The following is a 23938-nucleotide window of genomic DNA, read 5'->3' as shown; positions in this document are numbered from 1 at the left end:
CAGGCGCGGCGAGCGCCCGGCCAAAGGTGGGCTGTACGGGCTTGCCGGACGGCGTCGCACCGCTTGCCCGATGCGCCGCATCGAACCGCGCGGCGCTCCTGGCCGGACAAGCCCGTCCAGCGCCATCGAATAGGTCCCTATCACCGCAGGTTGGTATAACGGGCCGACGCCCCGGACCGCTACCCGGCTCTATTACCCTAACGGCAATCTTTGGACAGCGACCTTCGGGGCTCAAACCCATCCGGTCGATCGATCGATCATGTTTGCGATCTATTCAGATTCGCTCGTTAAACAATGACTTCGGCGGGGGGCTGGTGCGAGCATGACAGTTCTTGCCGCTGCGATATTCCCGCTGCAAGGCGTCCGATAATGTTCACGACCGCAATGAAATCGCACACGCTCAGCTGGATCGCCGGGTCCGTCATGGCGTTGGCGACCCTCATCGTCGCGATCCCGGGTCCCAGTCTCGCCAGTACCGAAAGCCTCGCGGCGGTTTTTCCGCCATGGTGGCCGCAAGCGCGTGTCATCCAAGCGGCCGCCAGGGCCGGCAATCTCATAGATGCGGGGGCCTGGCCCTCCGTAGCCGTACTCGAATTCACCGACGAAGGCTTGCCGGGGCGGCTTCGCGCCACCGGTGCATGGCTCGTTCTCGACGCTGCCACGATCGGCTGCGCAAGCACCACTGACTAGGAACTCGACCATGAATGCGATGAAAAACCTTGATGCGCACCGCGCCCGTATCACGAGCTGGATCTCTCTCGGCCAGTTCGGTTTCGTGCCGGTGATCATGCTGGTTGAAATGGCGAATGCCCGGTCGGTCATCGCGCCGACGTTTGCCGCAGTCGCCATCGCGGTCGTCAGTCTGCTGCTCTCCCGGAGGGCCGACCTCGGATCGACGGCGCGAATGGTTTGCGCCGTCGGCCTCGTCGGCAACATTTCCATCCTCGTTTCGGCGCTCAGCGGCAACTACCTTCAAGTCGATATGCACATGGCCTATTTCGCCGGTCTGGCGGTGGTCGGAGCGATGTTCGATTGGCGTGTGATCGCGGGGGCGACGGTGGCAACCGCCCTGCACCACCTGGTGCTGAACTTCGCGTTGCCGGCGGCGATCTATCCCGGCGGCACCGATGTCGTGCGCTTCGGTCTACACGCGGTCATCTTGGTTACGGAAGCCGCTGTCCTTCTGTGGCTCGCCTATACGGTCTCCGCCATGTTCAAGAGCATTGCCGAGGCGACCGAGCTTGCGCGGGAAGAACAGGGTCGTGCGGAAGCATCCAGCCAGGAAACAGAACGGCTCTCCCGCGAACGCGAGGCGGAACAGACCCGCCAGGCAGCGCTGGACAATGCCAAGGCCGAGGATCTGCGCGCTTTTGTCGGTGTGGTGGAGGTTGGCTTCGAGCGGCTGTCGGCGGGCGACCTGACGGTGCGCATGGCCGAGCCGGTGGCGGCCGAGTTCGAGCCGATCCGGGCGAAGTTCAACGCCAGCGTCGCCAAGCTGGAAGATGCGATCGGCAATGTAGTGACCTCGATCGGTTCGATCCGGTCGGGCCTGCAGGAGATCAACACGGCCTCGAACGATCTGGCGCAGCGCACCGAACAGCAGGCGGCGAACCTGGAAGAGACGGTGGCGGCGCTGGGCGAGGTGACGACGGCGGTGAATGAAACCGCCGAGGGCGCCGGCAAGGCGCAGACGGCGGCGAGTGCTGCCCGCGGCAAGGCCGAAAAGGGCGGCGAGATCGTCGGCCAGGCGGTGGCGGCGATGAGCCAGATCGAGAAATCCTCCGAGCAGATCAACCAGATCATCTCGGTGATCGACGAGATCGCCTTCCAGACCAATTTGCTGGCGCTAAACGCCGGCGTCGAGGCGGCGCGGGCGGGTGAAGCCGGCAAGGGCTTTGCGGTGGTTGCCCAGGAAGTGCGCGGGCTGGCCCAGCGCTCGGCGGAAGCCNCCGGCGTCGAGGCGGCGCGGGCGGGTGAAGCCGGCAAGGGCTTTGCGGTGGTTGCCCAGGAAGTGCGCGGGCTGGCCCAGCGCTCGGCGGAAGCCGCCAAGGAGATCAAGACGCTGATCGCGACCTCGCGCAGCCAGGTGGAGAGCGGCGTCGAGCTGGTCACCGCGTCTGGCAAGTCGCTGGACGAGATCGTCGCCGAGGTCAGTTCGATGGCCGAGCTGATCGCAACCATCGCGGTGAGCGCCAAGGAGCAGGCGACCAGCCTCAGGGAAGTCTCCGGCGCGGCCGATCAGATGGATAAGGTGACGCAGCAGAACGCGGCGATGGTGGAAGAGGCGACGGCGGCGAGCCAGACGCTGACCAACGAAACCGAGGAACTGGCGAGCGCGATGGCGCAGTTCAAGACCGCCGGCTCGGCCGGCTCTGGGCGGGGTCAGCAGGCGTCGCGCTCTCGCGGCAACGCGGCCCAGTCGGCACGGCCGGCGACCGCGTCGCGCGGCGTGCCGCAGATGAAGACCACCGGAACGGGCGGCGCCGCCCGTGCCGAACAGACCAACACCGACAGCTGGGAAGAGTTCTGACCCCAGCCGGGGCAACCCGGTCGGATCATGGATAAATTCGGTCATCGGGGCCGGCGGGGACTTTAAGTTCTCGCCGGCCTTTCCATGTCCGCGGACGGACAACAAGGAGCGCGGTCATGCAATTGGAAGGCAATGTCGCCGTCATCACCGGTGCCGGCTCGGGCATCGGCAAGGAAATCGCCCTCGCCTTCGCGCGGGAGGGGGCCAAGGTCGCGGTCTGCGACATCGATAGGGCCGGGGCCGACGCGGTTGTCGTCGAACTGGAAGCGGCCGGCGCCGAAGCGATGGCGGTGACGATGGATGTCACCGACGAAAGCGCGGTGAACGCTGGCGTCGACAACGTCGCGGCCCGATTCGGCCGCGTAGACACGATGATCTCCAACGCCGGCATCCAGATCGTCCACCCGATCGAGGACTTTCCCTATGCCGAGTTTCGCAAGCTGGTGGCAATCCATCTCGACGGCTCGTTCTTGCTGACCAAGGCCTGCGTGAAACACATGTATCCGCAACAATCCGGCGCGCTGATCTACATGGGCTCGGTCCACAGCCACGAGGCCTCGGCGCTGAAAAGCGCCTATGTCGCGGCCAAACACGGCATTCTCGGACTGTCCCGGGTGATGGCCAAGGAGGGCGCCAAACATGGGGTGCGCGCCAACACGATCTGCCCCGGTTTCGTGAAAACGCCGCTCGTGGAAAAGCAGATCCCCGAGCAGGCACGCGATCTTGGCATTACCGAGCAGGAGGTCGTCGACCGGATCATGCTCGGGGAAACAGTCGACCAGGAATTCACGACCATGGCGGATGTCGCCGCGGTCGCCGTGTTCCTCGCCGCTTTCCCCTCGAACGCCCTCACCGGCCAGTCGATCGTGCCGAGCCATGGCTGGCACATGGCCTGACGCGATGCGCGTGCTATCTCTCTTGCCGAAAGAAGGAGTCTCCCATGGAAATCATCACCCTCCAGCCGATCGTCGCGCTGGTCGCCGGAATCCTGATCCTGATCATGCCACGGCTGCTCAGCTACATCGTCGCGTTCTATCTGATCTTCGTTGGATTGACCGCGATGTTCCCCGACTTCTTGACCCGCTTCGGCACAGCCGGCTGAGGTGCGGCGCCAGCGCGTCGGCAGGCAATCTGCCATGACGTCGCGAGGCTGACGGCCCGGACAGTACAACGTCGCGGCCATTCGCGGCGAACTCGCGCGAAAGGAGATCGTGATGACCCATCCCGTGATCGCTGAAGGCCGGATCGCCGTCGTCACCGGCGGCGCCTCCGGTATCGGGTTGGCCGCAGCCAAGCGCTTCGCGGAAACCGGCATGACAGTCTGCCTCGTCGACCGTGCTGCCGAGCGTCTGGCCGAAGCCAAGGAAGCGGTGTCGGCGCTGAGCCCGTCCGGCAGTGTGCTGACCTCGAACACCGACGTCGGCGATCGCGCGGCGGTCGAGGCGCTGGCGAAGAACCTGTTCGGGCGCTTCGGGACGGTTCACCTCGTCTTCGACAATGCCGGTATCCAGCCCGGCAGCGACATCTTCGGCCCAGTCGCCAACTGGGACGCGGTTCTGCGCTCCAATCTGCACGGGATCATCCATGTCGCGCAGGTCTTCGGCGAGCGGATGGTCGCGGAGGGCGAGCCGGGACTGATCGTCGTCACAGGCTCCAAGCAGGGCATCACCACGCCGCCGGGCGACCCCGCCTACAATGTCGCCAAGGCCGGGGTGAAAGCGTTTGCCGAAGCGCTGCAGCATGATCTGCGCAACCGCGAAGGCTGCCGCATCGAGGCGCGCCTGATGATCCCCGGCTTCGTCTTCACGCCCTTGACCCAAAAGGGCCGCACCGAGAAGCCGGACGGGGCCTGGACCCCCGAGCAGACCGCCGATTTCATGCTGGAGAAACTCGGCACCGAGGATTTCTACATCCTCTGCCCGGATGGCGAGGTGACGCGGGAGATGGACGAAAAGCGTATCGCTTGGGCGGCCGGCGACCTCGTGGAGAACCGCCCGCCGCTGTCGCGCTGGCACGCGGATTGGGCGGAGAAGTTCAAGGCGTGGGCGGGGCGGGAATGATAAACGTTGACAGGATCGTAGGCGATGCCGTCGACTACGCGACTTCGGCTTATTCAACGCCAAAGGAGGCATTCATTTGATTTGACGTAAGGAGAAGATCATATAATATTCTAATGGGTCCTGAAATTGCGTGCTGGGAGAAAAATGTGGGCGCGGGGCATGCATGGACGCAAAGATAAAGGATTTGGCTTGGACGGCACTGCCAGTAGCCATACTATATTTTTCTGGCACAATATACATTTCAAGTTATCTTGCAAGATTCGGAATCGATTGGACGGAGGCGGAGCTTTCTTTGCAGGAGATTCTGATATTTTCCTTTAAGGTGATTACATATCCGCTATTTTTAGTGATGTTTTTGGTTTTCAACCTCTTAGTGGTGGCGGCGACGTGGGGTGGTAATGGCAGGCAGGTCGAGATAGCTGTCAATATTTCACCATTGGGAAAAATTTCGGTAGGCGCGGTTTCTATATTCGCGGGATTCGCTTTTTTATACCTTACAGGAAAAGCGGCGGGTGACGCGTTAGCGGAAGCGGTGTGGGATGAAAAACGCGCTAAATACTATATGACATTAAGCAAAAAAAGTTTTGACGAGATTGTTGATGCAGATATTAAAGCGTCAATATCCCTTTGTTTGGAGCGACGAAACTCGTCGCATATTTTTTCAGATGGCAAAATGACATTTGTATTATGCCGAAGTTCGAATAATCCGCGGCAACATGGGGTGGTCTATTCAATTGTTAATAATGAGGTCATTGGCATAAGGAGCGTTAATCGATGAGATATGGCTCGCTTTCAATCGCATTGATGGCAATGGCGACGTCGGATGTATTTGCGCAAGCCGAAAAAAGTATATCGGGAGATAGCAATGAATTCGTGAAAAAAATCGTAGCAGTTCAGGCGGCATCGTTTATTAGAGGTTCATACGTTAACGTAAAAGACGGAACGTTTGAGATCGCCGAGGTAAAATCCCAAATTGATGAAGATACAATAATGATATCATACTGTAATCAATCTGATGAGATTGCAATTGCAGTGAATAATGTTGAGTATAGCGAAAGTAAGTGTGGAGACGCGAGGCCACCAATTCCATTATTATCGTGGGCCTACAATGCAGGCCGCGTTGGTTATGATGTTCAGCTGAGTATTCTTTCGGAGGATAGTTCGTTAGCCGCGATGAGAAAGGCTTTCACCGTTGACTGCGCTGCACTCCCTGCAGCTGTAGCCAGCGCGGCCAACGGAAAATCGGGAAGTGGGACCTGGTATACATCAACTGATGGCGCGGTGGCTTCCCTGCCCGGCGACGTTGAAAAAATTGTAGTCGCGCAACATCAAACGTCAAATAAATCTGAGTGTGCGTTTGCGGGCGATTTCTGGCTGTTTGGACAGGAAATGGATGAAACGTCTCCCGCAAGGGCGGTCCAAGATTACTTCATGAATTCCTCACCTGAAAATATGATCGCTGCCAAAGATATTTCCAAGAGTTGGCAGCTTGTTTTGCACGAGGCGCAAAAATCGATGGATCTAAGTAGCGCCGGGGGCATCACTATTCAGCAGTTGCCACAACCTTTGCGCGAGTAAGCAGCGCCTCCACATCCACCACCCGTTCCAACGCGTCGGCGATCTCATCCAGCGCGGCCTCGACGCCGGCACGGTAGCCGGGTCCGGCGGCCTCCAGCCCGAAGCGCGACAGATAGCGCCGGCGCCAGTCGTCGGCCCCGAACAACCCGTGCAGATAGGTGCCGAAGACGCGGCCATCGGCCGATGTCGCGCCGTCCGGCTGCCCGTCGATGAGGCACACCGGCCGGGCGCAGTCCGGGCCGGTGGTACGGCCGAGATGGATCTCATAGCCCTCCAGTGGCTCGCCGTCGGGCGTCGTCGCGCGGGCCTCGCGCACGGTTTTTTCCGGCTCCATCACGGTTTCGACGTTGAGGAGGCCGAGCCCTTCCGCTTCGCGCACCGGCCCCTCGATGCCGTCCGGGTCGCGGACGAGGCGCCCCAGCATCTGGTAGCCGCCGCACAGGCCGACGACATGGCCGCCGCGCGCATGATGGGCGGCAAGGTCCCGGTCCCAGCCGTTTGCTCGGAAGGCGGCAAGATCGGCGATGGTCGATTTCGAGCCCGGAAGGAGCACCAGCGCCGCGTCGTCCGGCAGGCTCTCGCCGGGTCGTATGAACGCGACCGCGATATCCGGCTCGGCCTTCAGCGGATCGAGATCGTCGAAATTGGCGATCCGGCCGAGCAGGGGGACGGCGATCTTGAGTTTGCCTGACTGGCCGCTGTGCGACAGGCGCTCCAGCGCGACGGAATCCTCGGCCGGCAGTTTCGCAGCGGCGCTCAGATGCGGCACGACGCCGAAGGACGGCCAGCCGGTAAACCGGGTGATGGCGGCCAGCCCGGCGTCGAACAGCGAGACGTCGCCGCGGAACTTGTTGATCAAAAAGCCCGTCACCATCGCCCGATCGTCTTCGGTCAGGATCGCGTGGGTGCCGACGAGCGAGGCGATGACGCCGCCGCGATCGATGTCGCCGACGAGGATCACCGGCACCTTCGCGGCGGTGGCAAAACCCATATTGGCGATGTCGCCGGCTCGAAGATTGATCTCGGCCGGCGAGCCGGCGCCCTCGACGATGATGAGATCGGCCTCGGCCGAGAGCGCCGCGAAGCTGTCGAGCACGTTCTGAAGGAGTGCCGGCTTCAGCCGCTGGTAATCGCGGCCCTTGGCCTCCCCGACGACGCGACCGCGAACCACGATCTGGCTACCGGTCTCCGATTGCGGCTTCAATAGCACCGGATTCATGTCGACGGTCGGCGGCGTGCCGCAGGCCAGCGCCTGCAGCCATTGCGCCCGGCCGATCTCGCCGAAATCCGCCGTGCCGGGGATTGCCGCGACGGCCGCGTTGTTCGACATGTTCTGCGGCTTGAACGGGCGGACGGCGAGCCCGCGCCGGGCAAACAGCCGGCAGAGCCCGGCGACGAGCACCGTCTTGCCGACATCGGAGCCGGTGCCCTGCAGCATGATGGCGGCGGTCTGGCGCATGTTCCCTCCTCGCCCGACGCGCGGCGCAAGTCCAGTGCCCGGCCCGAGCTTGATCGTCCGGGATGTCTGTATTACATTTGAGAGAACGTAATACAGATGGGGCAGCCATGCAGACCTTCGGCAGTCGCGCGTTCAATCAGCAACATGGCCGCGTCAAGGAAGCGGCGCGGAAGGCTCCCGTTCGCATCACCGAGCGCGGAGAGCCGGCCTTCGTCCTGATGTCCGAGGCGGAATACCGGCGGCTATCACGCCAGCGGCCGACGCTTCTCGACTTCCTGGCCGATCCTCGTCCCGAAGCCGACTTCGATTTCTCCCCCGAGCGCGTGGACATCGCGACCCGGGACGTCGATCTTGGCTGATGCATTATCTGTTCGACACCAACGTTATTTCCGACAGCCGGCGGCCTGAGCGGACCAACGACCATTTCAGGGGCTTCATCGCGGCAATCGCGCCGGAGGATTTCGGCGTGTCGATCGTGACGATCCTCGAAATCGAGTTCGGCATCCTGCGCCAGGAGAGGCGGGACGCGAACTTCGCGCGACTGCTGCGCGAATGGCTCGAAGCGCTGGTTCTGCCGCTGCTGGATAACCGCGTCATCGATGTGACGCTGGCGATCGCGCGTCGCTGCGCGACACTTCCGACGCCGAACAGCGCGTCCACGAACGACGCGCTCATTGCGGCAACGGCGCTGGAGCTGAAACTTCCTGTCGTCACCCGCAATATTGGCGATTTCGTACCATTCGGCGTCGAGATCATCGATCCCTGGCAGGCGGATCGCTCCGGCCCGCGCCCGCGATAAGCGGCTTGCCGCGCGTGCCCAGATCGATTTGGCGGTTGCCGGGCGACACCCGCTTTCGCAGACTCCGTTTGACCGTGTGGCTCTCCCGGTCTACCGGTTTTGACGAAACTGACGGTGCCCGGTTACGGGCTGAAACACATTCCGGTGCGGCCGACCCAAGCAGGGGGCTAAGACGGAGCTGTCGGACCGAACCGCGCGCCGGATTCGCCGGGCGCGGCTCCTCCGGCGTCGAAACGAGATGAACGGAGGCCGATGATGAAGGCTCTGATGCTGTGCGGCCATGGCAGCCGCGACCAGGGCGCGATGACCGAGTTTGGCGGCCTGGCGGACAAGCTCCGCGCGCGCCTGCCGGACTGGCGTGTCGAACACGGCTATCTGGAATTCGCCAAGCCGGTCATTCGCGACGGCCTCGACCGCCTGCGGGAAAGCGGCGCGGACACCGTCCTGGCATTGCCGGGAATGCTGTTCGCCGCCGGTCACGCCAAGAACGACATTCCCTCGGTCCTCAACACCTATGCGGCCGCCAACGGCCTTCAGATCGAATATGGCCGCGAGTTGGGCATCGATCCGAAGATGATCCGGGCCGCCGGCGATCGGATCAAGGCGTGCCTCGTCGCCGACGGCTGGCGCGAGGGCGAGCCGCTGCACGACACCATGCTGGTCGTGGTCGGACGCGGGGCCTCGGATCCAGACGCCAACTCCAACGTTTCCAAGGTCATGCGGATGCTGTGGGAGGGCCTTGGCTTCGGCTGGGGCGAGACCGCCTATTCGGGCGTCACCTTCCCGCTGGTCGAACCCGGCCTCGACCATGCCGCCCGGCTCGGCTACCGGCGTATCGTCGTCTTTCCCTATTTCCTGTTCACCGGCGTGCTGGTGCGGCGGATCTACGACCAGACCGACAATGTCGCGGCCCGCCATCCCGAGATCCGGTTCCTCAAGGCCGGCTATCTCGCCGCCCATGACCTTGTGGTGGAAACCTTCGTCGATCGCCTGAACGAGATCCTCGAAGGCACCAACAACATGAACTGCCAGATGTGCAAATATCGCGAGCAGGTGCTGGGCTTCGAGGCGGAGGTCGGGCTCGCCCAGGAGAGCCATCACCATCACGTCGAGGGCCTCGGCTCCTCGGCCGACTGTCTGCTTTGCGACACCGTCTGCACCGGCGCCTGCCGCGCGGCGGCGCAGGGGCATGACCACGGTCATCAAATCGCCCCTGCGGGCGGTCATGTCCATCACGACCATGACCATACGCATGAAGGAGGGCAGGCCCATCATCACGATCATGACCACGGCCATTCGCATGGCGACGCCAGCCATCACCACCACCCCTATCCGCAGGCCGACCATCCGCTTGGTCCGCGGTCTATGAAAGCGGGGGCGATGCAGAAGGCGGCGGTGAGCAAGCCATGAAGCCGCTATACGACCGCTACGCGATCATCGACTGGTCCGCGTCCAACACGCCGACCACCGGCAAGGATTCGATCTGGATCGCGTTTGCCGAGCGCAACGGAGCCGAGACGCGAATTCTCGAGACGGTGAACCCGCCGACCCGCAGTGCCGCGATGGCGAAGCTGCGTCAGTTCTTCCGCGACGCGCTGGCCGAGAACAAGCGCGTCTTCGCCGGCTTCGACTTTCCCTTCGGCTATCCGGCCGGCGCCACCGCCGCGATCGCCGGTGCGCCGGACTGGCGGGCGCTGTGGGGCTTTTTCGCCGACGCGCTCAAGGATCGCGACGATAATTTCTCCAATCGCTTCGAGGTCGCCGGCCGGCTGAACCGCGAGGCGTTGGCCACGGCGCCGATGTATTGGGGGCGGCCGATGCATCAGGAGATTCCGGGCCTGCCGGTCGCCAAACCCGAGCCCTATCCGACCGGGCTCGCCGAGCGGCGTCTCGCCGAGCGCCGGGCGGTCAAGGCCCAGCCGGTGTGGAAGCTCGCTTTTGCCGGCAGTGTCGGCAGCCAGGTGATCACCGGCCTCGCCCGGCTCGAGCATCTTCGGCGCGATCCGGAATTCGCGGAGCATTTGGCCGTCTGGCCGTTCGAGACGGGCTTTGCGGACAACCTCGCCGCGCCGATCGTGTTGGCGGAGATCTATCCTGGTCTGGTGCCGGTCGAGCAGGGCGACAAATCCTGCCTCGATGAGGCGCAGGTCGAAACCCTCGCCGACATCTTCGCGCGCTTCGACGCGGAAGGACGCCTCGGCGAAGTCCTGTCGGCTCCGGCCGATCTGTCCGAGGCCGAGTCTGCCGCCGTGTTGTCCGAGGAAGGCTGGATCGCTGGGCTGGGACATCGGTTGGTCGAGACCGCCGCCGAAGAGTCAGACCCCTATCTCGCCCCCGGCGCGCGCTTGTCCTACATCCGCAACCCTGCGGCGATCTACGCCGAAAGCTTTCGGCTGATCCGCCAGGAAGCGGATTTGTCGCATGTGCCGGAGGCCGGTCATGATCTGGCGATCCGCCTGATCCACGCCTGCGGCATGCCGGACATTCTCTCCAATCTGGTTCTTTCCGAAGGCGCGATCGAGGCAGGGCGCGGGGCGCTCGAAAGCGGCGCGCCGATCTTGTGCGATTCCGAAATGGTGTCGCACGGCATCATCTCCGCCAAGCTGCCGCGCCAGAACAAGATCGTCTGCCGGCTCGGCGACCCGCGCACACGGCGAATCGCCGAGCGCGAGGGCACCACCCGCTCCGCCGCGCAGGTCGATCTGTGGACCGATCTGATGGAAGGGGCCGTGGTCGCGATCGGCAACGCGCCGACCGCGCTCTATCGCCTGCTGGAAAAGCTGGAGGAAGGGGCGCCCCGACCGGCCCTGATCATTGGCCTGCCGGTCGGTTTCGTCGGCGCGGCGGAATCGAAGGCCGAGCTTGCGCGCGACGTCCACGGCGTGCCCTTCGTCACGCTGACGGGGCGCCGCGGAGGCAGCGCCATGGCGGCGGCGGCAGTGAACGCGCTGGCAAGCGGTCTTAACTGACGATGGCGGAGACGGCCCGGCCGTGGCTGACGGTGATCGGTATCGGGGACGGCGGCCTGACGACGCTCCCCGACGAAGCGCGCGCGGCGCTCGAGGCCGCAAAAACCGTCTTCGGCGGCGAGCGACATCTGGCGATGCTCGGCGATTCGCCTGCCCGGACCGTCTCTTGGGCCAAGCCTTTCGCGGATTCGCTCGCGGCGCTGAAAGCCTCTACCGGCACGCCGACCGTGGTGCTTGCCACCGGCGACCCGATGTGGTTCGGCGTCGGCGCGACCCTGACGCGGCATTTTTCGCCTGAGGAGATGCAGGTCCTCCCGGCGCCATCGGCGTTTCAGCTCGCGGCGGCCCGCCTGGTCTGGCCGCTGGCCGACTGCCGCTGCCGCTGCCGCTGCCTGACGGTGCATGGCCGGCCGGTCGAGACCGTCAATCGCTATCTGGCTCCCTCGGCGCGGCTGCTGATCTATGCCGAGGATGCGTCCTCGCCGCAGGCCATCGCGCGGCTCCTGACCGGACGCGGTTTCGGGCCGAGCCGGGTCGTCGTGCTGGAGCATCTTGGGGGCGAACGCGAACGCGTCCGCGAGACCACCGCCGCCGGCTTCGACCTCGCCGATATCGCCGATTTGAACACCGTCGCGGTCGAGTGCGTGGCGGGCCGGGCGGCGACGTCGCGATCCCTGATGGCGGGGCTTTCGGACGACGCCTTCGTGCATGACGGCAAGATGACCAAGCGGGTGCTGCGGGCGCTCGCCATCGCCGCGCTCGAACCGCTACCGGGCCAACAACTCTGGGATGTCGGGGCGGGGTCGGGCTCGATCTCGATCGAATGGCTGCGTTCCGACGCCGGCATGTCGGCCGTCGCGATCGAGCCGGTGGCCGAACGTCGGGCGATGATCGCCGAGAACGCCGCCGCGCTGGGCGTGCCGGAACTCGCGATCGTCGCGGGCGAGGCGCCGGCCGCCTTCGCGGAGCTGGCGCCGCCCGACGCGGTGTTCATCGGCGGCGGCCTGACCGATGGCGTATTCGACGCGGCCTGGGGCGCGCTGAAGCCGGGCGGCCGGATGGCCGCCCATGCGGTGACGCTGGAATCGGAGGCGATTCTGATCGCGCTGCATGCCAAGCTGGGCGGAGAATTGATACGGATCGGGGTGGAGCGGGCCGAAAAGGTCGGTCCCTATCGGGGCTTCAAGCCGGCGATGCCGGTCGTCCACTGGCACGTCACCAAGGGCGATGCGCCATGAGCGCGGCGCTAGGCACCCTCTACGGTCTTGGCGTCGGGCCGGGCGACCCGGAACTCATGACGCTGAAGGCTCTGCGCCTGCTCAAGGCGGCACCGGTCGTCGCCTATCCGGCGCCCGATCACGGCATGAGCTTCGCCCGCGCCATCGTCGCGGCGTATCTTTCGGCCGAACAGGAGGAAATTCCGATCGTCGTGCCGATGCGCGTCGAGCGGTTTCCGGCGGCCGCGATCTACGATGAGGCGGCGGAGCGGATCGGCGCACGGCTTGCGGATGGTCATGACGTCGCCGTCCTGTGCGAGGGCGATCCGTTCTTCTACGGCTCCTTCATGTATCTCTTCGAGCGCCTTGCCGGCCGTTTCCCCACAGAGGTGGTCCCTGGCGTGTCCTCGGTGATGGCCGCCTCGGCGGCGCTGAAACGGCCGCTCGCGGCCCGCAACGATGTCCTGACAGTGATTCCAGGTCCGCTCGACGATGGCGCGCTCAGTGCCCGGATCGAAGCGGCGGAGGCCTTCGCCATCATGAAGCTCGGGCGGCATTTTTCCCGTGTGAAGGCGCTGATCGAGACGCTGGGGCTGCTCGACCGCTGCGCCTATGCCGAACGGGTGTCGCTGCCCGAAGAGCGGCTGCTGCCGCTTCGCGACGTCTCGGGCGAAGCTCCGTATTTTTCGATGATCCTGGGGTATCGCGGCAGCGAGCCGGCGATCCGCGACGCGGCCCTTTGCCGGGAGCCCATCCGATGACCGACAAGACCGCCGCAATCGTCATTCTTTCCGAAGCACCCCGCGCGCTGGCCGAGCGGGTAGCGGACTTGATCGGCGGCGCGGTGCATGGCCCGGCCAGGCGCTGCCCGGACGCCGCAATCGTCTTCGATGAGGCGGGGCCACATCTGCGCGCCTTGTTCCGCGAGGGTCGGCCCATCGTCGCGGTGATGGCGACAGGGGCGCTGATCCGCATCCTTGCGCCGCTCATCGCCGACAAACAGGCGGAGCCCGCGGTCGTCGCCCTCGCAGAGGACGGTTCGGTCGCCGTGCCGCTGCTCGGCGGCCATCACGGCGCCAACGATCTGGCCCGCACGATCGCCGACGATCTGGGCGGCGTTGCCGCGATCACCACCGCCGGCGACCTGCGCTTCGGTGTCGCGCTCGACGCGCCGCCGCCTGGCTGGCGGCTGGAGAATCCCGAAGGCGCCAAACCGGCGATGGCCGATCTCGTCGCCGGCGCCACCGCGCGGCTCGACGGCGAGGCGGAGTGGTTGTCCGGCTCGCGCCTTCCGTTCGCGCCCGGCGGCACCGTCCGCCTGACGGTCATGGAAGAAGCGCGCGCGCCCGCCGCCGGCGAACTGCTCTATCGTCCGCAAACGCACATCCTCGGCATTGGCAGCGAACGCGGCGCGCCGACCGAGGAGGCCATCGATCTGGCGGATAGCGTTTTCGCCGAGGCCGGTATCAGCCCGCTATCGCTCGCCGCCGTTGCCTCGATCGATCTCAAGGCCGACGAAGCGGCCATCCACGCCGTCGCCGAGCATTACGGCGTTCCCGCGCGCTTCTTCACCGCTCTGGAGCTTGAAGCCGAAGCCGGGCGCCTGGAAAATCCGTCCGACATCGTCTTCGCCGAGACCGGCTGCCATGGCGTCGCCGAGGGCGCGGCGCTCGCCACCGCTGGCGCCGACGGCCGGCTCGTCGTCGCCAAGCGCAAGAGCCGGCGGGTGACGGCGGCGCTCGGCCGGGCGCCACGGCCCCTCGATCCGGCGCGGATCGGCCGCGCGCGCGGCACGCTGTTCGTCGTCGGCATCGGCCCTGGCGGCGAGGAATGGCGCTCGCCGGAAGTCAGCCGCATGGTCGAGACGGCGAGCGATCTCGTCGGCTATTCGCTCTATCTCGACCTGCTCGGACCGCTGACGAATGGTAAGACGCGGCACGATTTCGACCTCGGTAAGGAAGAGGCGCGGGTGCGTCACGCGATGGAGCTGGCCGGCGAGGGCCGCACCGTCGCGCTCGTCTGTTCCGGCGACGCCGGCATCTACGCCATGGCGACGCTGGTCTTCGAGCTCATCGACAAGGGCGGCGTGTCGGATGCGGCGCGACGGATCGCCATCCAGTGCTCGCCCGGCATCTCCGCCCTGCAAGGGGCCGCCGCCCGCGCCGGCGCGCCGCTCGGCCATGATTTCTGCACCATCTCGCTGTCGGACCTTTTGACGCCCTGGGACGACATCCAGCGGCGGGTGCGCGCGGCCGCGGAAGCCGATTTCGTCATTGCCTTCTACAATCCGGTGTCAAAAAAGCGCCGCACGCAGCTTGCCTTCGCCCGCGACGAACTGTTGAAGCATCGCGCCGCCGCAACGCCCGTGATCCTGGCGACCAATCTCGGGCGTGAGGGCGAACGGGTTCGCTTCGTGCCGCTCGCCGAGCTCGACATCGACGATGTCGACATGCTGACCGTGGTCATCGTCGGCTCGTCTGAGACGCGGCTGGTGACCACCGGTAACGGGCGCGAATGGGCCTATACGCCGCGCGGCTATGCGGGAAAGGCCGGAACGGGGATGCAGATCGATGCGGCTTGATGTGAATTCAAGCATATGTCAGAAATAGCATCATGAAGGCGCGGCTACTCGATCGCCGCAAGGAGACCTTGCGGAGCGGCGCCATCGTTGAAATCACCATCTGGCGCCTGCCGGCGCCCACATCCGAGCGGCCGCATGGACTTAAATATTCGCTCTTCTACGGACGGCCGAACGAACGGATCATCGGTTACGACAATGAACGCGGTAAGGGGGATCACCGACACTATCGAGGCCGTGAAGAACCTTACGTTTTCATCGATATCGCGACACTGCTTTTGGATTTCCAGCGAGACATCGAGAACGAGCTGAAACATGGATGAAGTCATCATCAAGGTTTCGTCTCTCGATGAGTTCTTCGACGAGGCAAGGTCCTCCGCTCGCCGCATTGACGCTGGCGATTTCACGCCGTCGCCTGCCGCTCACCTCGGATTCGAGGATGCCGAAACGCTGCTAAAGGCTTTGACGCCCAACCGGTGGACTCTGCTCCGCACCCTTCGAAAAGGCGGGCCGACGTCGATCCGTGCTCTGTCCCGACTGCTCGGGCGTGACTATCGCGGGGTCCATTCCGACGTCTCGGCGCTTCTCGAGCTTGGCTTGATCGATCGGGACGACAAGGGCCTGATCCGCGTTCCCTGGTCGAAAATTACGGCCGAACTATCCATCGAAGAGGCCGCATGACCGTCCACTTTATCGGCGCAGGACCCGGCGCGCCGGACCTAATCACCGTTCGCGGCCTGCGGCTGATCGAGGCCTGTCCGGTTTGCCTTTATGCCGGCTCGCTGGTGCCGGAGGAGGTCGTCAAGGCGGCGCCCGAGGGCGCGCGGGTGCTGGATACCGCCCCGATGACGCTCGACGAGATCATCGCCGAGATGCGGGCGGCCCACGAGGCTGGCCTCGACGTTGCGCGGGTGCATTCCGGCGACCCGTCGCTTTACGGGGCGATCGCCGAGCAGATGCGCCGGCTGGATGCGCTCGCCATTCCCTACGACGTGACGCCGGGTGTACCGGCCTTCGCGGCGGCGGCGGCGGCTCTGCAAAAGGAGCTGACGGTCCCGGAAATCTGCCAGACGGTGATCCTTACCCGCACCGCGATGAAATCGTCGAAGATGCCGGAAGGCGAGGAACTGTCGACCCTCGGGCGGAGCGGCGCGACGCTGGTGATCCATCTGTCGGTGCGCAACATCCCGCACATCCAGCGCGAGCTCGTGCCGCTGCCCGCCTATGGCGAAGACTGCCCGGCGGTCATCGCCTACCGGGTCGGCTGGCCGGACGAGGCCTTCATCCACGGCACGCTCGGCGACATTCACAAAAAGGCGCGCGCGGCGAAGCTGACGCGCACCGCGCTGATCTTCGTCGGCCGGGCGCTGGGCGCCAAGGATTTCATCGATTCCAAGCTTTACGACGCCGGCCACGTCCATGTGCTGCGGCCGAAGCGCAAGACGCTCGCCTCGTGATCTAGGCGGAGAGGGGTATGCCGAGGAGGGTCAGCACTTCGTTGATGGAACCGGCGACCGGCGGCGGAGCGCTGGGCGGCCGTTCGATCATGATCACCGGCAGGCCGCGCCGTCGCGCGGCTTCGACCTTGGCGTATGAGGCCGCGCCGCCGGAATTGCGGCAGACGAGATGGGTGACGCCGAGCCGCTGGAGCAATTCCGCCTCCTCGTCGGCGTCCGGCGAAGGCCGACCCAGAACGATCTCGGCCGGAAATGACAGCGGCGGCTCTGGCGGCTCGATCATCCGCACCACGAGGTCGAGATCGGGCCGGCGCGCGAAGGGCGTCAGATGCTGCCGGCCCAGCGCCAGCAGCGGCCGCGCCTTTGCCGGCAAAGCATCGCAGGCATCGCCGAGGCAGGCGACGCGGGTCCAGCGGTCGCCGGCTTGCGGCTCCCAGGCGGGACGGACCAGCGCGACGCGCGGCACGTCGGCGACTTCAGCCGCCCGCGCCGCATTGCGCGAGATGCCGGCAGCGAAGGGATGCGTTGCGTCGACGAGGTGGGTGACGCCTTCCTGGTCGAGAAATATCGCGAGGCCGTTGGCGCCACCGAAGCCGCCGACGCGAACCGCGCAGCCGTCGGGGAGCACCGGCGTCGCGGTTCGGCCGGCGAGCGACAGCACGATTCTTGCATCCGGTCGCATAATGCGAATCCGGCTAACCAGCTGGTTGGCCTCGGCGGTGCCGCCGAGGATGAGGATGGTCTCAGTCGGTGCGGGCAAGGACCGTGCCCTCCCGATCGACGACGACGATGTGCGGCGTCACCGGCGCGTCGCGCAGGATACCGGTGGCGCTTTGCCGCGCGCGCTCGGCGATGGCGGCGGACAAATCGATCCCCTCGGCGGCGCAAAGCTCCAGCGCCGCCTTGGCGGTGTTGGCGGCAAGGATCGTTGGACGCAGCGCCTCGGCCTTATCCGGCGAAAGTTCCCCCGCGAGGTCGGCGAGGAAGGTGAAATCCACCTGACTGCGGCCGGAGTGAAGGTCCATCGCGCCCTGCGCCAGTTTGGTCAGCTTGGCGAAGCCGCCGGCGATGGTGACGCGGTCGACCGGATGGGCGCGCAAATACTTGAGCAAGCCGCCAGCGAAGTCGCCCATGTCCAGCCAGGCCATGTCGGACAGCTCCGGATAGAGTGCCCGCGCTGCATCCTCGCTGGCCGACCCAGTGGCGCCGACGACATGGGTGAGCCCGGCCGCGCGCGCCACGTCGACACCGCTATGGATCGAATGGATCCAGGCCGAGCAGGAGAAGGGGTGGACGATGCCGGTGGTGCCGAGGATGGAGAGCCCGCCAAGGATGCCGAGCCTTGGATTCCAGGTCTGCCGCGCCAGCGCCTCGCCGTCGGTGACGGAAATTTCGACGGTGACATCGGCCGCGCGATGGTGACGGGCGCAGAGGTCGTCGACCACGGCCCCGATCATGCGGCGCGGCACCGGGTTGATCGCCGGCTCGCCGGGTGGAATCGGCAGCCCGGCGCGGGTCACCGTACCGACGCCGGGGCCGGCCGAAAAGACGATGCCGGAACCCTGCGCGCCGAAATGGACAGTCGCGACGATCTCGGCGAGATGCGTCACGTCCGGATCGTCGCCCGCGTCCTTGACGATCGCCGCCATCGCCCGGCCGGCTTCAAGAACGGTCCGGTTGAGCGCGAAGGCGGGTGTCTCGCCCTTCGGCAGCACGATCTCCACCGGATCGGGAAAATCCCCGGTCAAGAGCGCGGAAAGCGCCGCCTTGGTCGCGGCGGTGGCGCAGGCGCCCGTCGTCCAGCCGCGGCGCAATTCGCCGGCCGGCTTGCCGTCGCCGCGTCCTTCCGCCCTGTCGTCGCCGAGATTGAAACCCATGCCCGGCTTATAGGCGTCGCCCGTCGTGACGGGAAGCCGGAGGCCCGACGATGATGGGGCTCATGATCGCGGCGCCGCATTCGGGCGCCGGCAAGACGACGGTGACGCTGGGGCTGCTGCGCGCGCTGCGGCGCTCGGGCGTCACTGTCGGCTCGGCGAAGGCCGGTCCCGACTATATCGACCCGGCGTTCCACGCTGCGGCGAGCGGCGGCCCTTGCGTCAATCTCGATCCCTGGGCAATGCGCCCGGCATTGATCGCCAGCCTTGCCGACGAGGCACGTCAGCAAGGCGAGGCCTTCGTCGTCGAGGCGATGATGGGGCTGTTCGATGGCGCGGCGGACGGCAGCGGCTCGGCCGCAGATCTGGCGGCGATGCTGGATCTCAAGATCGTCCTCGTCGTCGACTGCGCCAAACAGTCCCATTCGGTCGCCGCGCTCGTCCGGGGTTTTGCGACCCATCGCGCCGACCTCGCGATCGCCGGCCTCGTCCTCAACCGCGTCGGGTCCGACCGGCATGAAAGCCTGTTGCGCGAGGCGCTGGTGCCGTTGGCCATTCCGGTTCTCGGCGTGCTTCCACGCCAGCCCGATCTCGCGCTGCCGGAGCGCCATCTGGGGCTCGTCCAGGCCGGCGAGCACGGCGACCTCGACGCCTTTGTCGAGCGCGCGGCGGACTGGATCACGCAAGGCTGCGACCTGTTTGCGCTGGCGGCGCTCGCGGGTGCAGGCCCGGATGCGGCAGCGGCGGTCCCCCCGGGTTCCGCCGCCCCGCTCGCCCCGCTCGGCCAGACGATCGCCGTGGCGCGGGACGAGGCTTTCGCCTTTTCCTATCCGCATCTCCTTGCCGGCTGGCGCGATGCCGGTGCCGCGCTGTTGTTCTTCTCGCCGCTGGCCGACGAGGCCCCGGACCCGGCGGCCGACGCGATCTATCTGCCGGGCGGCTATCCGGAGCTCCATGCCGGGCGTCTTTCGGCGGCCTCCGTTTTCCTGGACGGGACGCGCGCGGCGGCGGTAAAAGGCATCGCGATCTATGGCGAGTGCGGCGGCTACATGGTGCTCGGCGGGACGCTCACCGACGCTGGCGGGACGCCTCATCCGATGCTCGGCCTGTTGTCGCTGGAAACGAGCTTCGCCCGGCGCAAGCTGCATCTCGGCTATCGCCGGCTCACCCCGGTCGGCGGCGGACCGTGGCCCGGTCAGTTGCGGGCGCATGAGTTCCACTATGCGTCGATCGTCGCCGAAGGGCCGGGTGAGGCGCTGTTCCGGGCGTCGGACGCGCGCGGCGCCGATCTCGGCCGTCATGGCCTTCGTCGGGGCCGTGTCAGCGGTTCCTTTCTCCATGTCATCGACAGGGAATCCTGATGCAGCCGGACGCTAGCACCCTTCGCCATGGCGGCGCCCTCGACGTCGCGATCGCCCGCCATGGCGGCCGCCGCGAGGACTGGCTGGATCTGTCCACCGGCATCAATCCGGTCCCTGCGGCACTGCCGGCTTTCCCGCCCGAAGCGGTCTCACGCCTGCCGGAATCCAGTCTGGAACGAGCGGCGCTCGACGCGGCGCGCCGCGCTTATGGCGCGCCGGCCGACGCCGGAATCGTCGCCGCGCCGGGCTCGCAAGCGCTGATCTCGCTGCTGCCGTTCCTCCTACCGCCGAGTGAGGTCGCGATCGTCGAGCCGACCTATGCCGAACACCGGCGCGCTTTCGCCACCGCGGGGCATGATGTGGTGGGGATCGACCGGCCGGACGATATCGCCGACACCGTGACAATCGCCGTCGTCGTCAATCCGAACAACCCGGACGGGCGGGTTTTCTCGCGAGCGGAGTTGTTCGAGCTTCACGAGCGCATGGTCGCGCGCGGCGGCCTTCTCGTGGTCGACGAGGCCTTCATGGACGTGACGCCGGACATGAGCCTCGCAGCGGAAGCCGGCCGACCGGGGCTTCTGATCCATCGCTCCTTCGGCAAGTTCTTCGGCCTCGCCGGGCTTCGCCTCGGCTTCGCGCTGACCACGCCGGACCTTGCCGGGCGATTGTCAGAGCGGCTCGGGCCGTGGGCGGTGTCCGGGCCCGCTCTGGTTTGCGCCGAGGCGCTGCTCGGCGACGGTCATGCGATCCGGGCCACTCGCCAGCGTATTCGCCGGCAAGCCGAAATGCTTTTCGAGGCGGTGCTGAACCGTCGGACGCCGCTGGTCGGGCGAACCGCCCTGTTCGCGACGATCCGCCACGAACGGGCCGGCGCGCTGTTCGAAGCGCTCTGCCGTCGGCGCATCCTGACGCGGCCCTTCGCCGAGCGGCCCGACTGGCTGCGGATCGGCAATCCGGCCGGCCCCGACGATGCCGCGCGGCTGCGGGCGGCTCTGGCGGAAGCGCTCGACGAGATCGGCGGCGAAGGATGATGTCGCGCTTTGCGATCCTGTTTCTGGGGACGGCCGTCGACCGCCTTGTCGGCGACCCGGATTGGCTCTGGCGTCGGGTGCCGCATCCGGTGGTGCTGTTCGGGTGGGTGATCGACCGGCTCGACCAGATCCTCAACCGGCCAAGGCTCGAGGAATCGGCGCGGTGGCGCAACGGCGTCATCGCCGCCGGCTTGCTCGTCGGCGGTGCTTTGCTCGCGGGCCTTCTCTTGTCGACGGTCTTCGCCAGCCTGGGTCTTTTGGGCGGGCTGTTCGAGGCACTCGTGCTCGCCGTTTTCCTGGCTCAAAAAAGCCTCGTCGATCATGTCCGCGCAGTCGAACGCGCGCTCGGCGAAAAGGGTCTGGAATCAGGGCGCCGCGCCGTCGCGATGATCGTCGGCCGCGATCCTGAAGCGCTGGATGAGGCCGGGATCTGCCGTGCGGCGATCGAGAGCCTGGCGGAAAATGCCTCCGACGGCGTCGTCGCACCGTTTCTCTGGTATTTGGTTCTGGGGCTTCCGGGCCTGCTTGCCTACAAGGCCATCAACACCGCAGATTCGATGATCGGCCATCTGAACGACCGTTATCGCGCCTTCGGTTGGGCGTCCGCGAAGCTCGACGATGGGATGAACTGGCCGGCGGCCCGGCTGACGGCGCTGCTGATCGCGCTGGCTGCGGGAATCCACCACCGACGCATGGCGGAAGTCCGCGCCGCCCTGGCCACCGCGCGACGCGATGCGCCTTTGCATCGCTCGCCCAATGCCGGTTGGCCGGAGGCGGCGATGGCCGCCGCCCTCGGCCTGTCGCTCGGCGGTCCGCGCCGCTACGGCAATCTCGAAGTCGAGGCGCCGATGCTGAATCCGGAAGGCCGGCGCTGGGCGGGGCCGGCCGACATCGCCGCTGCGATCGGAGTGTTCCGGACCGCGGCGAATCTGCTTCTGGCGTTCGCCGCGCTGCTGTTCATCGCGGCGGCGCTATAGGTCGGGCCCGTTTATCCGCTGCCCAGCGCAAGGCCGAGCAGCGCGGCGATTTCCACGAGCTGCTGCGAAGCGCCAAGGCAGTCGCCGGTCTGGCCGCCGAGCCGGCGTTCGATGAAGCCGCGAAACCACAAAAGCACCAGCCCACCCAGGAGAAAGCCGGCGAGCATCGGGCCAAAGCCAACGGCGAGGATGCCGGCGACGAGAAAGAGGCCATCACCGATCAGTAGCGCGGCACGGCCGTTTCTGCGGTCCGGCCGGCCCATCCGATCCGCCGTGCCGCCGACCGAGGCCGAGGGCAGCGACGCCCACAGCCAGGCCATCGCGCCGCGGCTTGCCGCGGCGACACCGAGCATGGCGAGCGCCGCGCCGGCGGGACCGGCTTCGACCAGTTCGGCCAGAAGCCCGACCCGCAGCGCGACCGACAGGACGAGCGCGAGGGCGCCATAGCTGCCGACCCGGCTGTCCTTCATGATCGCCAGCGCGCGCTCGCGCTCATGATGGCCGCCGAGCCCGTCGGCGACATCGCCGAGCCCGTCCTCGTGCAGCGCTCCGGTGACGAAGACCATCGCCGCGACCGCCAGCGACGCGACGACGAGCGCCGACAGGCCGACCGCCGGCCCGAGAAACAGAATCAGCGCCGCGGGCAGCGCCGCGATCAGCCCCGCCAGCGGAAATGAATGGACGTCCTCGCCGAGCGGGTGCGTTCCGGTAAAGGCGCGGCGCGCCGGCGGAAGCCGGGTCAGAAAGGCCAGCGATCGCATCGTAGAAGCGGTGAATTCCCTCATTGCGGACTTGCTCCTTGCGCGTCGCTGCGCCATGCCCGCCACAGCCAATTCGTAACGGCGCCGCCGACATTCCGTCGTGATTCGCCGAAGCAAACCCCGAGGAGCGAGCGATGTCCACAACCGGGCTGCCTTTCGACGATATTCGTGATCTCGTCCGCCGGATGCCCGGCCCCGACGAGGCGGCGGTCCAGGTGAAACGCGAGCGCGAAGGGCAATTGACCAAGCCGGCGGGCGCGCTCGGCAGGCTGGAGGATATCTCGGAGTGGCTCGCCGCCTGGCAGGGCCGTCAGCCGGCGGTGCGCCGGCCGCTGGTCGCCGTCTTTGCCGGCAACCACGGCGTGACCAGGCAAGGGGTCTCGCCCTTTCCGGCCGAGGTGACGGCGCAGATGGTCGCGAATTTCGCCGCCGGCGGAGCGGCCATCAACCAGATTTGCGCCGCCTACGACCTCGGCCTCAAGGTCTTCGATCTCGCCCTCGAACTGCCGACCGAGGACATCACGGAAGCCGCGGCGATGGACGAGCGGACGTGTGCGGCCACCATGGCCTTCGGAATGGAGGTGCTGGCCGGCGAGCCCGATCTTCTGTGCATCGGCGAGATGGGCATCGGCAACACCACTATCGCCGCGGCGATCTTCGCGGCGCTGTTCGGCGGGGACCCGAGCGACTGGACCGGCCCCGGCGCCGGCCATGACGCGACCGGTGTCGATAAAAAGGCGCGGGTCGTCGCCGCGGCGCTGGAGCATCACAAGGGGCATCTCGCCGACCCGCTGGAGGTGCTGCGGCGTCTCGGCGGGCGCGAGATCGCCGCGATGGCCGGCGCGATTCTGGCCGCGCGCATGCAAAAGGTGCCAGTCATCGTCGACGGCTTCGTCTCGACCGCCGCCGCGGCGATCCTTTACGCCATGGACCCCAAGGCCCTCGACCATTGCCTGTTTGGCCATGTATCGGCCGAGCCGGGCCATATTCGCGCGGTGGAAGCGATGGGCAAGGTGCCGCTCCTGGCCCTCGGCATGCGGCTCGGCGAAGGCACCGGCGCGGCGATCGCTGCCGGCATCGTCAAGGCGGCGGCGGAATGTCATTCCGGCATGGCGACCTTCGGTGAGGCGGCCGTCTCCAACCGGGAGTGACGCCGGCGCCGCGCCGCGCGTGGCGGAACGAGAATCCAATAAAACCGGCCTGCGTGGGAAAAGCATCCCCGCACGCTGGCCCACGCGCAATTCCCGTAGCCTGAATAGATCGCGGCTTCCGCATATGTTCTGGGTA

24 protein-coding genes and 1 pseudogene are annotated in these 23938 nt (G+C 66.3%); 21 read left to right on the top strand and 4 right to left on the bottom strand.

From position 1 onward, the window contains the following. The first annotated feature begins 369 nt into the window (after window positions 1–369). The 7 genes and pseudogenes from VSX60_RS03895 (at window position 370) to VSX60_RS03865 (ending at window position 6168) form a co-directional block, all read left to right on the top strand. The gene (locus VSX60_RS03895) at window positions 370–690 is read left to right on the top strand and encodes a hypothetical protein (RefSeq protein WP_327622839.1); all 321 of its coding nucleotides are present in this window, start codon (window positions 370–372) and stop codon (window positions 688–690) included. Between the two features lie 559 nt (window positions 691–1249). Next, window positions 1250–2530, top strand: a pseudogene (locus VSX60_RS03890) (methyl-accepting chemotaxis protein); the annotation flags it as partial. A gap of 116 nt (window positions 2531–2646) precedes the next feature. Next, a complete protein-coding gene (locus VSX60_RS03885) occupies window positions 2647–3426 on the top strand; it encodes a 3-hydroxybutyrate dehydrogenase (RefSeq protein ID WP_327622837.1) in 780 nt (259 codons plus the stop codon). A gap of 44 nt (window positions 3427–3470) precedes the next feature. Next, a complete protein-coding gene (locus tag VSX60_RS03880) occupies window positions 3471–3632 on the top strand; it encodes a DUF3096 domain-containing protein (protein ID WP_327622836.1) in 162 nt (53 codons plus the stop codon). Between the two features lie 112 nt (window positions 3633–3744). Next, window positions 3745–4590: an SDR family NAD(P)-dependent oxidoreductase gene (locus VSX60_RS03875; protein ID WP_327622835.1), complete on the top strand. Its 846-nt coding sequence runs from the start codon at window positions 3745–3747 to the stop codon at window positions 4588–4590. A 163-nt stretch (window positions 4591–4753) separates the two neighbouring features. Then, window positions 4754–5368 (top strand): hypothetical protein, encoded by a 615-nt coding sequence (locus tag VSX60_RS03870; RefSeq protein WP_327622834.1) that lies wholly within the window; start codon window positions 4754–4756, stop codon window positions 5366–5368. Further along, window positions 5365–6168, top strand: a complete 804-nt coding sequence (locus tag VSX60_RS03865) for a hypothetical protein (RefSeq protein WP_327622833.1) — start codon at window positions 5365–5367, stop codon at window positions 6166–6168. Before VSX60_RS03870 ends, VSX60_RS03865 begins: the two co-directional genes overlap by 4 nt. Here the strand turns inward: VSX60_RS03865 and VSX60_RS03860 are convergent. Beyond that, the gene (locus VSX60_RS03860) at window positions 6134–7627 is read right to left on the bottom strand and encodes a cobyric acid synthase (RefSeq protein ID WP_327622832.1); all 1494 of its coding nucleotides are present in this window, start codon (window positions 7625–7627) and stop codon (window positions 6134–6136) included. The genes VSX60_RS03865 and VSX60_RS03860 overlap by 35 nt on opposite strands. 107 nt (window positions 7628–7734) lie before the next feature. Here VSX60_RS03860 and VSX60_RS03855 point away from each other — a divergent pair, with 107 nt between their 5' ends. The 10 genes from VSX60_RS03855 (at window position 7735) to cobM (ending at window position 16647) form a co-directional block, all read left to right on the top strand. After that, entirely contained in the window at window positions 7735–7986 is a 252-nt protein-coding gene (locus VSX60_RS03855; protein ID WP_327622830.1) for a type II toxin-antitoxin system Phd/YefM family antitoxin, read from the top strand. Further along, the gene (locus tag VSX60_RS03850; RefSeq protein ID WP_327622829.1) at window positions 7986–8426 is read left to right on the top strand and encodes a type II toxin-antitoxin system VapC family toxin; all 441 of its coding nucleotides are present in this window, start codon (window positions 7986–7988) and stop codon (window positions 8424–8426) included. Before VSX60_RS03855 ends, VSX60_RS03850 begins: the two co-directional genes overlap by 1 nt. Before the next feature lie 255 nt (window positions 8427–8681). After that, the gene (locus tag VSX60_RS03845; RefSeq protein WP_327622828.1) at window positions 8682–9836 is read left to right on the top strand and encodes a sirohydrochlorin chelatase; all 1155 of its coding nucleotides are present in this window, start codon (window positions 8682–8684) and stop codon (window positions 9834–9836) included. 935 nt (window positions 9837–10771) lie between these two features. Beyond that, the gene (locus tag VSX60_RS03840) at window positions 10772–11395 is read left to right on the top strand and encodes a precorrin-8X methylmutase (protein WP_327622844.1); all 624 of its coding nucleotides are present in this window, start codon (window positions 10772–10774) and stop codon (window positions 11393–11395) included. A gap of 2 nt (window positions 11396–11397) precedes the next feature. Continuing rightward, window positions 11398–12633, top strand: coding sequence for a precorrin-6y C5,15-methyltransferase (decarboxylating) subunit CbiE (gene cbiE, locus VSX60_RS03835; RefSeq protein WP_327622827.1), 1236 nt, complete (start codon window positions 11398–11400; stop codon window positions 12631–12633). After that, on the top strand, window positions 12630–13373 hold the full coding sequence (cobI, locus tag VSX60_RS03830) for a precorrin-2 C(20)-methyltransferase (RefSeq protein WP_327622826.1): 744 nt from the start codon (window positions 12630–12632) through the stop codon (window positions 13371–13373). The genes cbiE and cobI overlap by 4 nt, the downstream gene beginning before the upstream one ends. Next, on the top strand, window positions 13370–15193 hold the full coding sequence (gene cobJ, locus VSX60_RS03825; protein ID WP_327622825.1) for a precorrin-3B C(17)-methyltransferase: 1824 nt from the start codon (window positions 13370–13372) through the stop codon (window positions 15191–15193). Before cobI ends, cobJ begins: the two co-directional genes overlap by 4 nt. Before the next feature lie 32 nt (window positions 15194–15225). Then, complete coding sequence (locus VSX60_RS03820) at window positions 15226–15513, top strand: toxin-antitoxin system TumE family protein (RefSeq protein WP_327622824.1); 288 nt, start codon at window positions 15226–15228, stop codon at window positions 15511–15513. Continuing rightward, window positions 15506–15871 carry an HVO_A0114 family putative DNA-binding protein gene (locus tag VSX60_RS03815; RefSeq protein WP_327622823.1) on the top strand — a complete coding sequence of 122 codons (366 nt, stop codon included), beginning with the start codon at window positions 15506–15508 and terminating at the stop codon, window positions 15869–15871. The genes VSX60_RS03820 and VSX60_RS03815 overlap by 8 nt, the downstream gene beginning before the upstream one ends. Beyond that, entirely contained in the window at window positions 15868–16647 is a 780-nt protein-coding gene (gene cobM / locus VSX60_RS03810) for a precorrin-4 C(11)-methyltransferase (protein WP_327622822.1), read from the top strand. Before VSX60_RS03815 ends, cobM begins: the two co-directional genes overlap by 4 nt. Before the next feature lies 1 nt (window position 16648). Here the strand turns inward: cobM and VSX60_RS03805 are convergent, their stop codons facing one another. Both VSX60_RS03805 and VSX60_RS03800 read right to left on the bottom strand, forming a co-directional pair. Then, on the bottom strand, window positions 16649–17407 hold the full coding sequence (locus VSX60_RS03805; RefSeq protein WP_327622821.1) for a cobalt-precorrin-6A reductase: 759 nt from the start codon (window positions 17405–17407) through the stop codon (window positions 16649–16651). Then, window positions 17391–18524: a cobalt-precorrin-5B (C(1))-methyltransferase gene (locus tag VSX60_RS03800; protein WP_327622820.1), complete on the bottom strand. Its 1134-nt coding sequence runs from the start codon at window positions 18522–18524 to the stop codon at window positions 17391–17393. Before VSX60_RS03800 ends, VSX60_RS03805 begins: the two co-directional genes overlap by 17 nt. 50 nt (window positions 18525–18574) lie before the next feature. Between VSX60_RS03800 and VSX60_RS03795 the strand changes: the two genes are divergently transcribed. The 3 genes from VSX60_RS03795 to cbiB are packed head-to-tail and all read left to right on the top strand — an operon-like array spanning window position 18575 to window position 21890. Further along, window positions 18575–19882, top strand: coding sequence for a cobyrinate a,c-diamide synthase (locus VSX60_RS03795; protein WP_327622819.1), 1308 nt, complete (start codon window positions 18575–18577; stop codon window positions 19880–19882). Continuing rightward, window positions 19882–20913, top strand: a complete 1032-nt coding sequence (cobD, locus tag VSX60_RS03790; protein ID WP_327622818.1) for a threonine-phosphate decarboxylase CobD — start codon at window positions 19882–19884, stop codon at window positions 20911–20913. Before VSX60_RS03795 ends, cobD begins: the two co-directional genes overlap by 1 nt. Beyond that, window positions 20910–21890, top strand: a complete 981-nt coding sequence (gene cbiB, locus VSX60_RS03785; RefSeq protein WP_327622817.1) for an adenosylcobinamide-phosphate synthase CbiB — start codon at window positions 20910–20912, stop codon at window positions 21888–21890. The genes cobD and cbiB overlap by 4 nt, the downstream gene beginning before the upstream one ends. A gap of 11 nt (window positions 21891–21901) precedes the next feature. Here the strand turns inward: cbiB and VSX60_RS03780 are convergent, their stop codons facing one another. Then, on the bottom strand, window positions 21902–22675 hold the full coding sequence (locus VSX60_RS03780) for an adenosylcobinamide-GDP ribazoletransferase (protein ID WP_327622816.1): 774 nt from the start codon (window positions 22673–22675) through the stop codon (window positions 21902–21904). A 110-nt stretch (window positions 22676–22785) separates the two neighbouring features. Between VSX60_RS03780 and cobT the strand changes: the two genes are divergently transcribed. Next, entirely contained in the window at window positions 22786–23802 is a 1017-nt protein-coding gene (gene cobT / locus VSX60_RS03775) for a nicotinate-nucleotide--dimethylbenzimidazole phosphoribosyltransferase (RefSeq protein ID WP_327622815.1), read from the top strand. Window positions 23803–23938: the final 136 nt, after the last annotated feature.

It is taken from the genome of Aurantimonas sp. A3-2-R12, assembly GCF_036016755.1.
GTDB classification, from domain to species: domain Bacteria; phylum Pseudomonadota; class Alphaproteobacteria; order Rhizobiales; family Rhizobiaceae; genus Aurantimonas; species Aurantimonas coralicida_A.
Note: the sequence above shows the minus strand (reverse complement) of the source record. Positions and strands in the feature narration are given on the sequence as shown.

What these genes read in the sequence shown, in the direction of transcription:
- VSX60_RS03870 (WP_327622834.1), top strand. Translation starts at nt 4,754, where the DNA reads ATGGACGCAAAGATAAAGGATTTGGCTTGGACGGCACTGCCAGTAGCC.
- VSX60_RS03875 (WP_327622835.1), top strand. Translation starts at nt 3,745, where the DNA reads ATGACCCATCCCGTGATCGCTGAAGGCCGGATCGCCGTCGTCACCGGC.
- cobT (WP_327622815.1), top strand. Translation starts at nt 22,786, where the DNA reads ATGTCCACAACCGGGCTGCCTTTCGACGATATTCGTGATCTCGTCCGC.
- cobD (WP_327622818.1), top strand. Translation starts at nt 19,882, where the DNA reads ATGCAGCCGGACGCTAGCACCCTTCGCCATGGCGGCGCCCTCGACGTC.
- cobJ (WP_327622825.1), top strand. Translation starts at nt 13,370, where the DNA reads ATGACCGACAAGACCGCCGCAATCGTCATTCTTTCCGAAGCACCCCGC.
- cobM (WP_327622822.1), top strand. Translation starts at nt 15,868, where the DNA reads ATGACCGTCCACTTTATCGGCGCAGGACCCGGCGCGCCGGACCTAATC.
- cbiE (WP_327622827.1), top strand. Translation starts at nt 11,398, where the DNA reads ATGGCGGAGACGGCCCGGCCGTGGCTGACGGTGATCGGTATCGGGGAC.
- VSX60_RS03880 (WP_327622836.1), top strand. Translation starts at nt 3,471, where the DNA reads ATGGAAATCATCACCCTCCAGCCGATCGTCGCGCTGGTCGCCGGAATC.
- VSX60_RS03865 (WP_327622833.1), top strand. Translation starts at nt 5,365, where the DNA reads ATGAGATATGGCTCGCTTTCAATCGCATTGATGGCAATGGCGACGTCG.
- cobI (WP_327622826.1), top strand. Translation starts at nt 12,630, where the DNA reads ATGAGCGCGGCGCTAGGCACCCTCTACGGTCTTGGCGTCGGGCCGGGC.
- VSX60_RS03780 (WP_327622816.1), bottom strand. Translation starts at nt 22,675, where the DNA reads ATGAGGGAATTCACCGCTTCTACGATGCGATCGCTGGCCTTTCTGACC.
- VSX60_RS03845 (WP_327622828.1), top strand. Translation starts at nt 8,682, where the DNA reads ATGAAGGCTCTGATGCTGTGCGGCCATGGCAGCCGCGACCAGGGCGCG.
- VSX60_RS03815 (WP_327622823.1), top strand. Translation starts at nt 15,506, where the DNA reads ATGGATGAAGTCATCATCAAGGTTTCGTCTCTCGATGAGTTCTTCGAC.
- VSX60_RS03860 (WP_327622832.1), bottom strand. Translation starts at nt 7,627, where the DNA reads ATGCGCCAGACCGCCGCCATCATGCTGCAGGGCACCGGCTCCGATGTC.
- VSX60_RS03800 (WP_327622820.1), bottom strand. Translation starts at nt 18,524, where the DNA reads ATGGGTTTCAATCTCGGCGACGACAGGGCGGAAGGACGCGGCGACGGC.
- VSX60_RS03795 (WP_327622819.1), top strand. Translation starts at nt 18,575, where the DNA reads ATGATGGGGCTCATGATCGCGGCGCCGCATTCGGGCGCCGGCAAGACG.
- VSX60_RS03850 (WP_327622829.1), top strand. Translation starts at nt 7,986, where the DNA reads ATGCATTATCTGTTCGACACCAACGTTATTTCCGACAGCCGGCGGCCT.
- VSX60_RS03885 (WP_327622837.1), top strand. Translation starts at nt 2,647, where the DNA reads ATGCAATTGGAAGGCAATGTCGCCGTCATCACCGGTGCCGGCTCGGGC.
- VSX60_RS03820 (WP_327622824.1), top strand. Translation starts at nt 15,226, where the DNA reads ATGAAGGCGCGGCTACTCGATCGCCGCAAGGAGACCTTGCGGAGCGGC.
- cbiB (WP_327622817.1), top strand. Translation starts at nt 20,910, where the DNA reads ATGATGTCGCGCTTTGCGATCCTGTTTCTGGGGACGGCCGTCGACCGC.
- VSX60_RS03895 (WP_327622839.1), top strand. Translation starts at nt 370, where the DNA reads ATGTTCACGACCGCAATGAAATCGCACACGCTCAGCTGGATCGCCGGG.
- VSX60_RS03855 (WP_327622830.1), top strand. Translation starts at nt 7,735, where the DNA reads ATGCAGACCTTCGGCAGTCGCGCGTTCAATCAGCAACATGGCCGCGTC.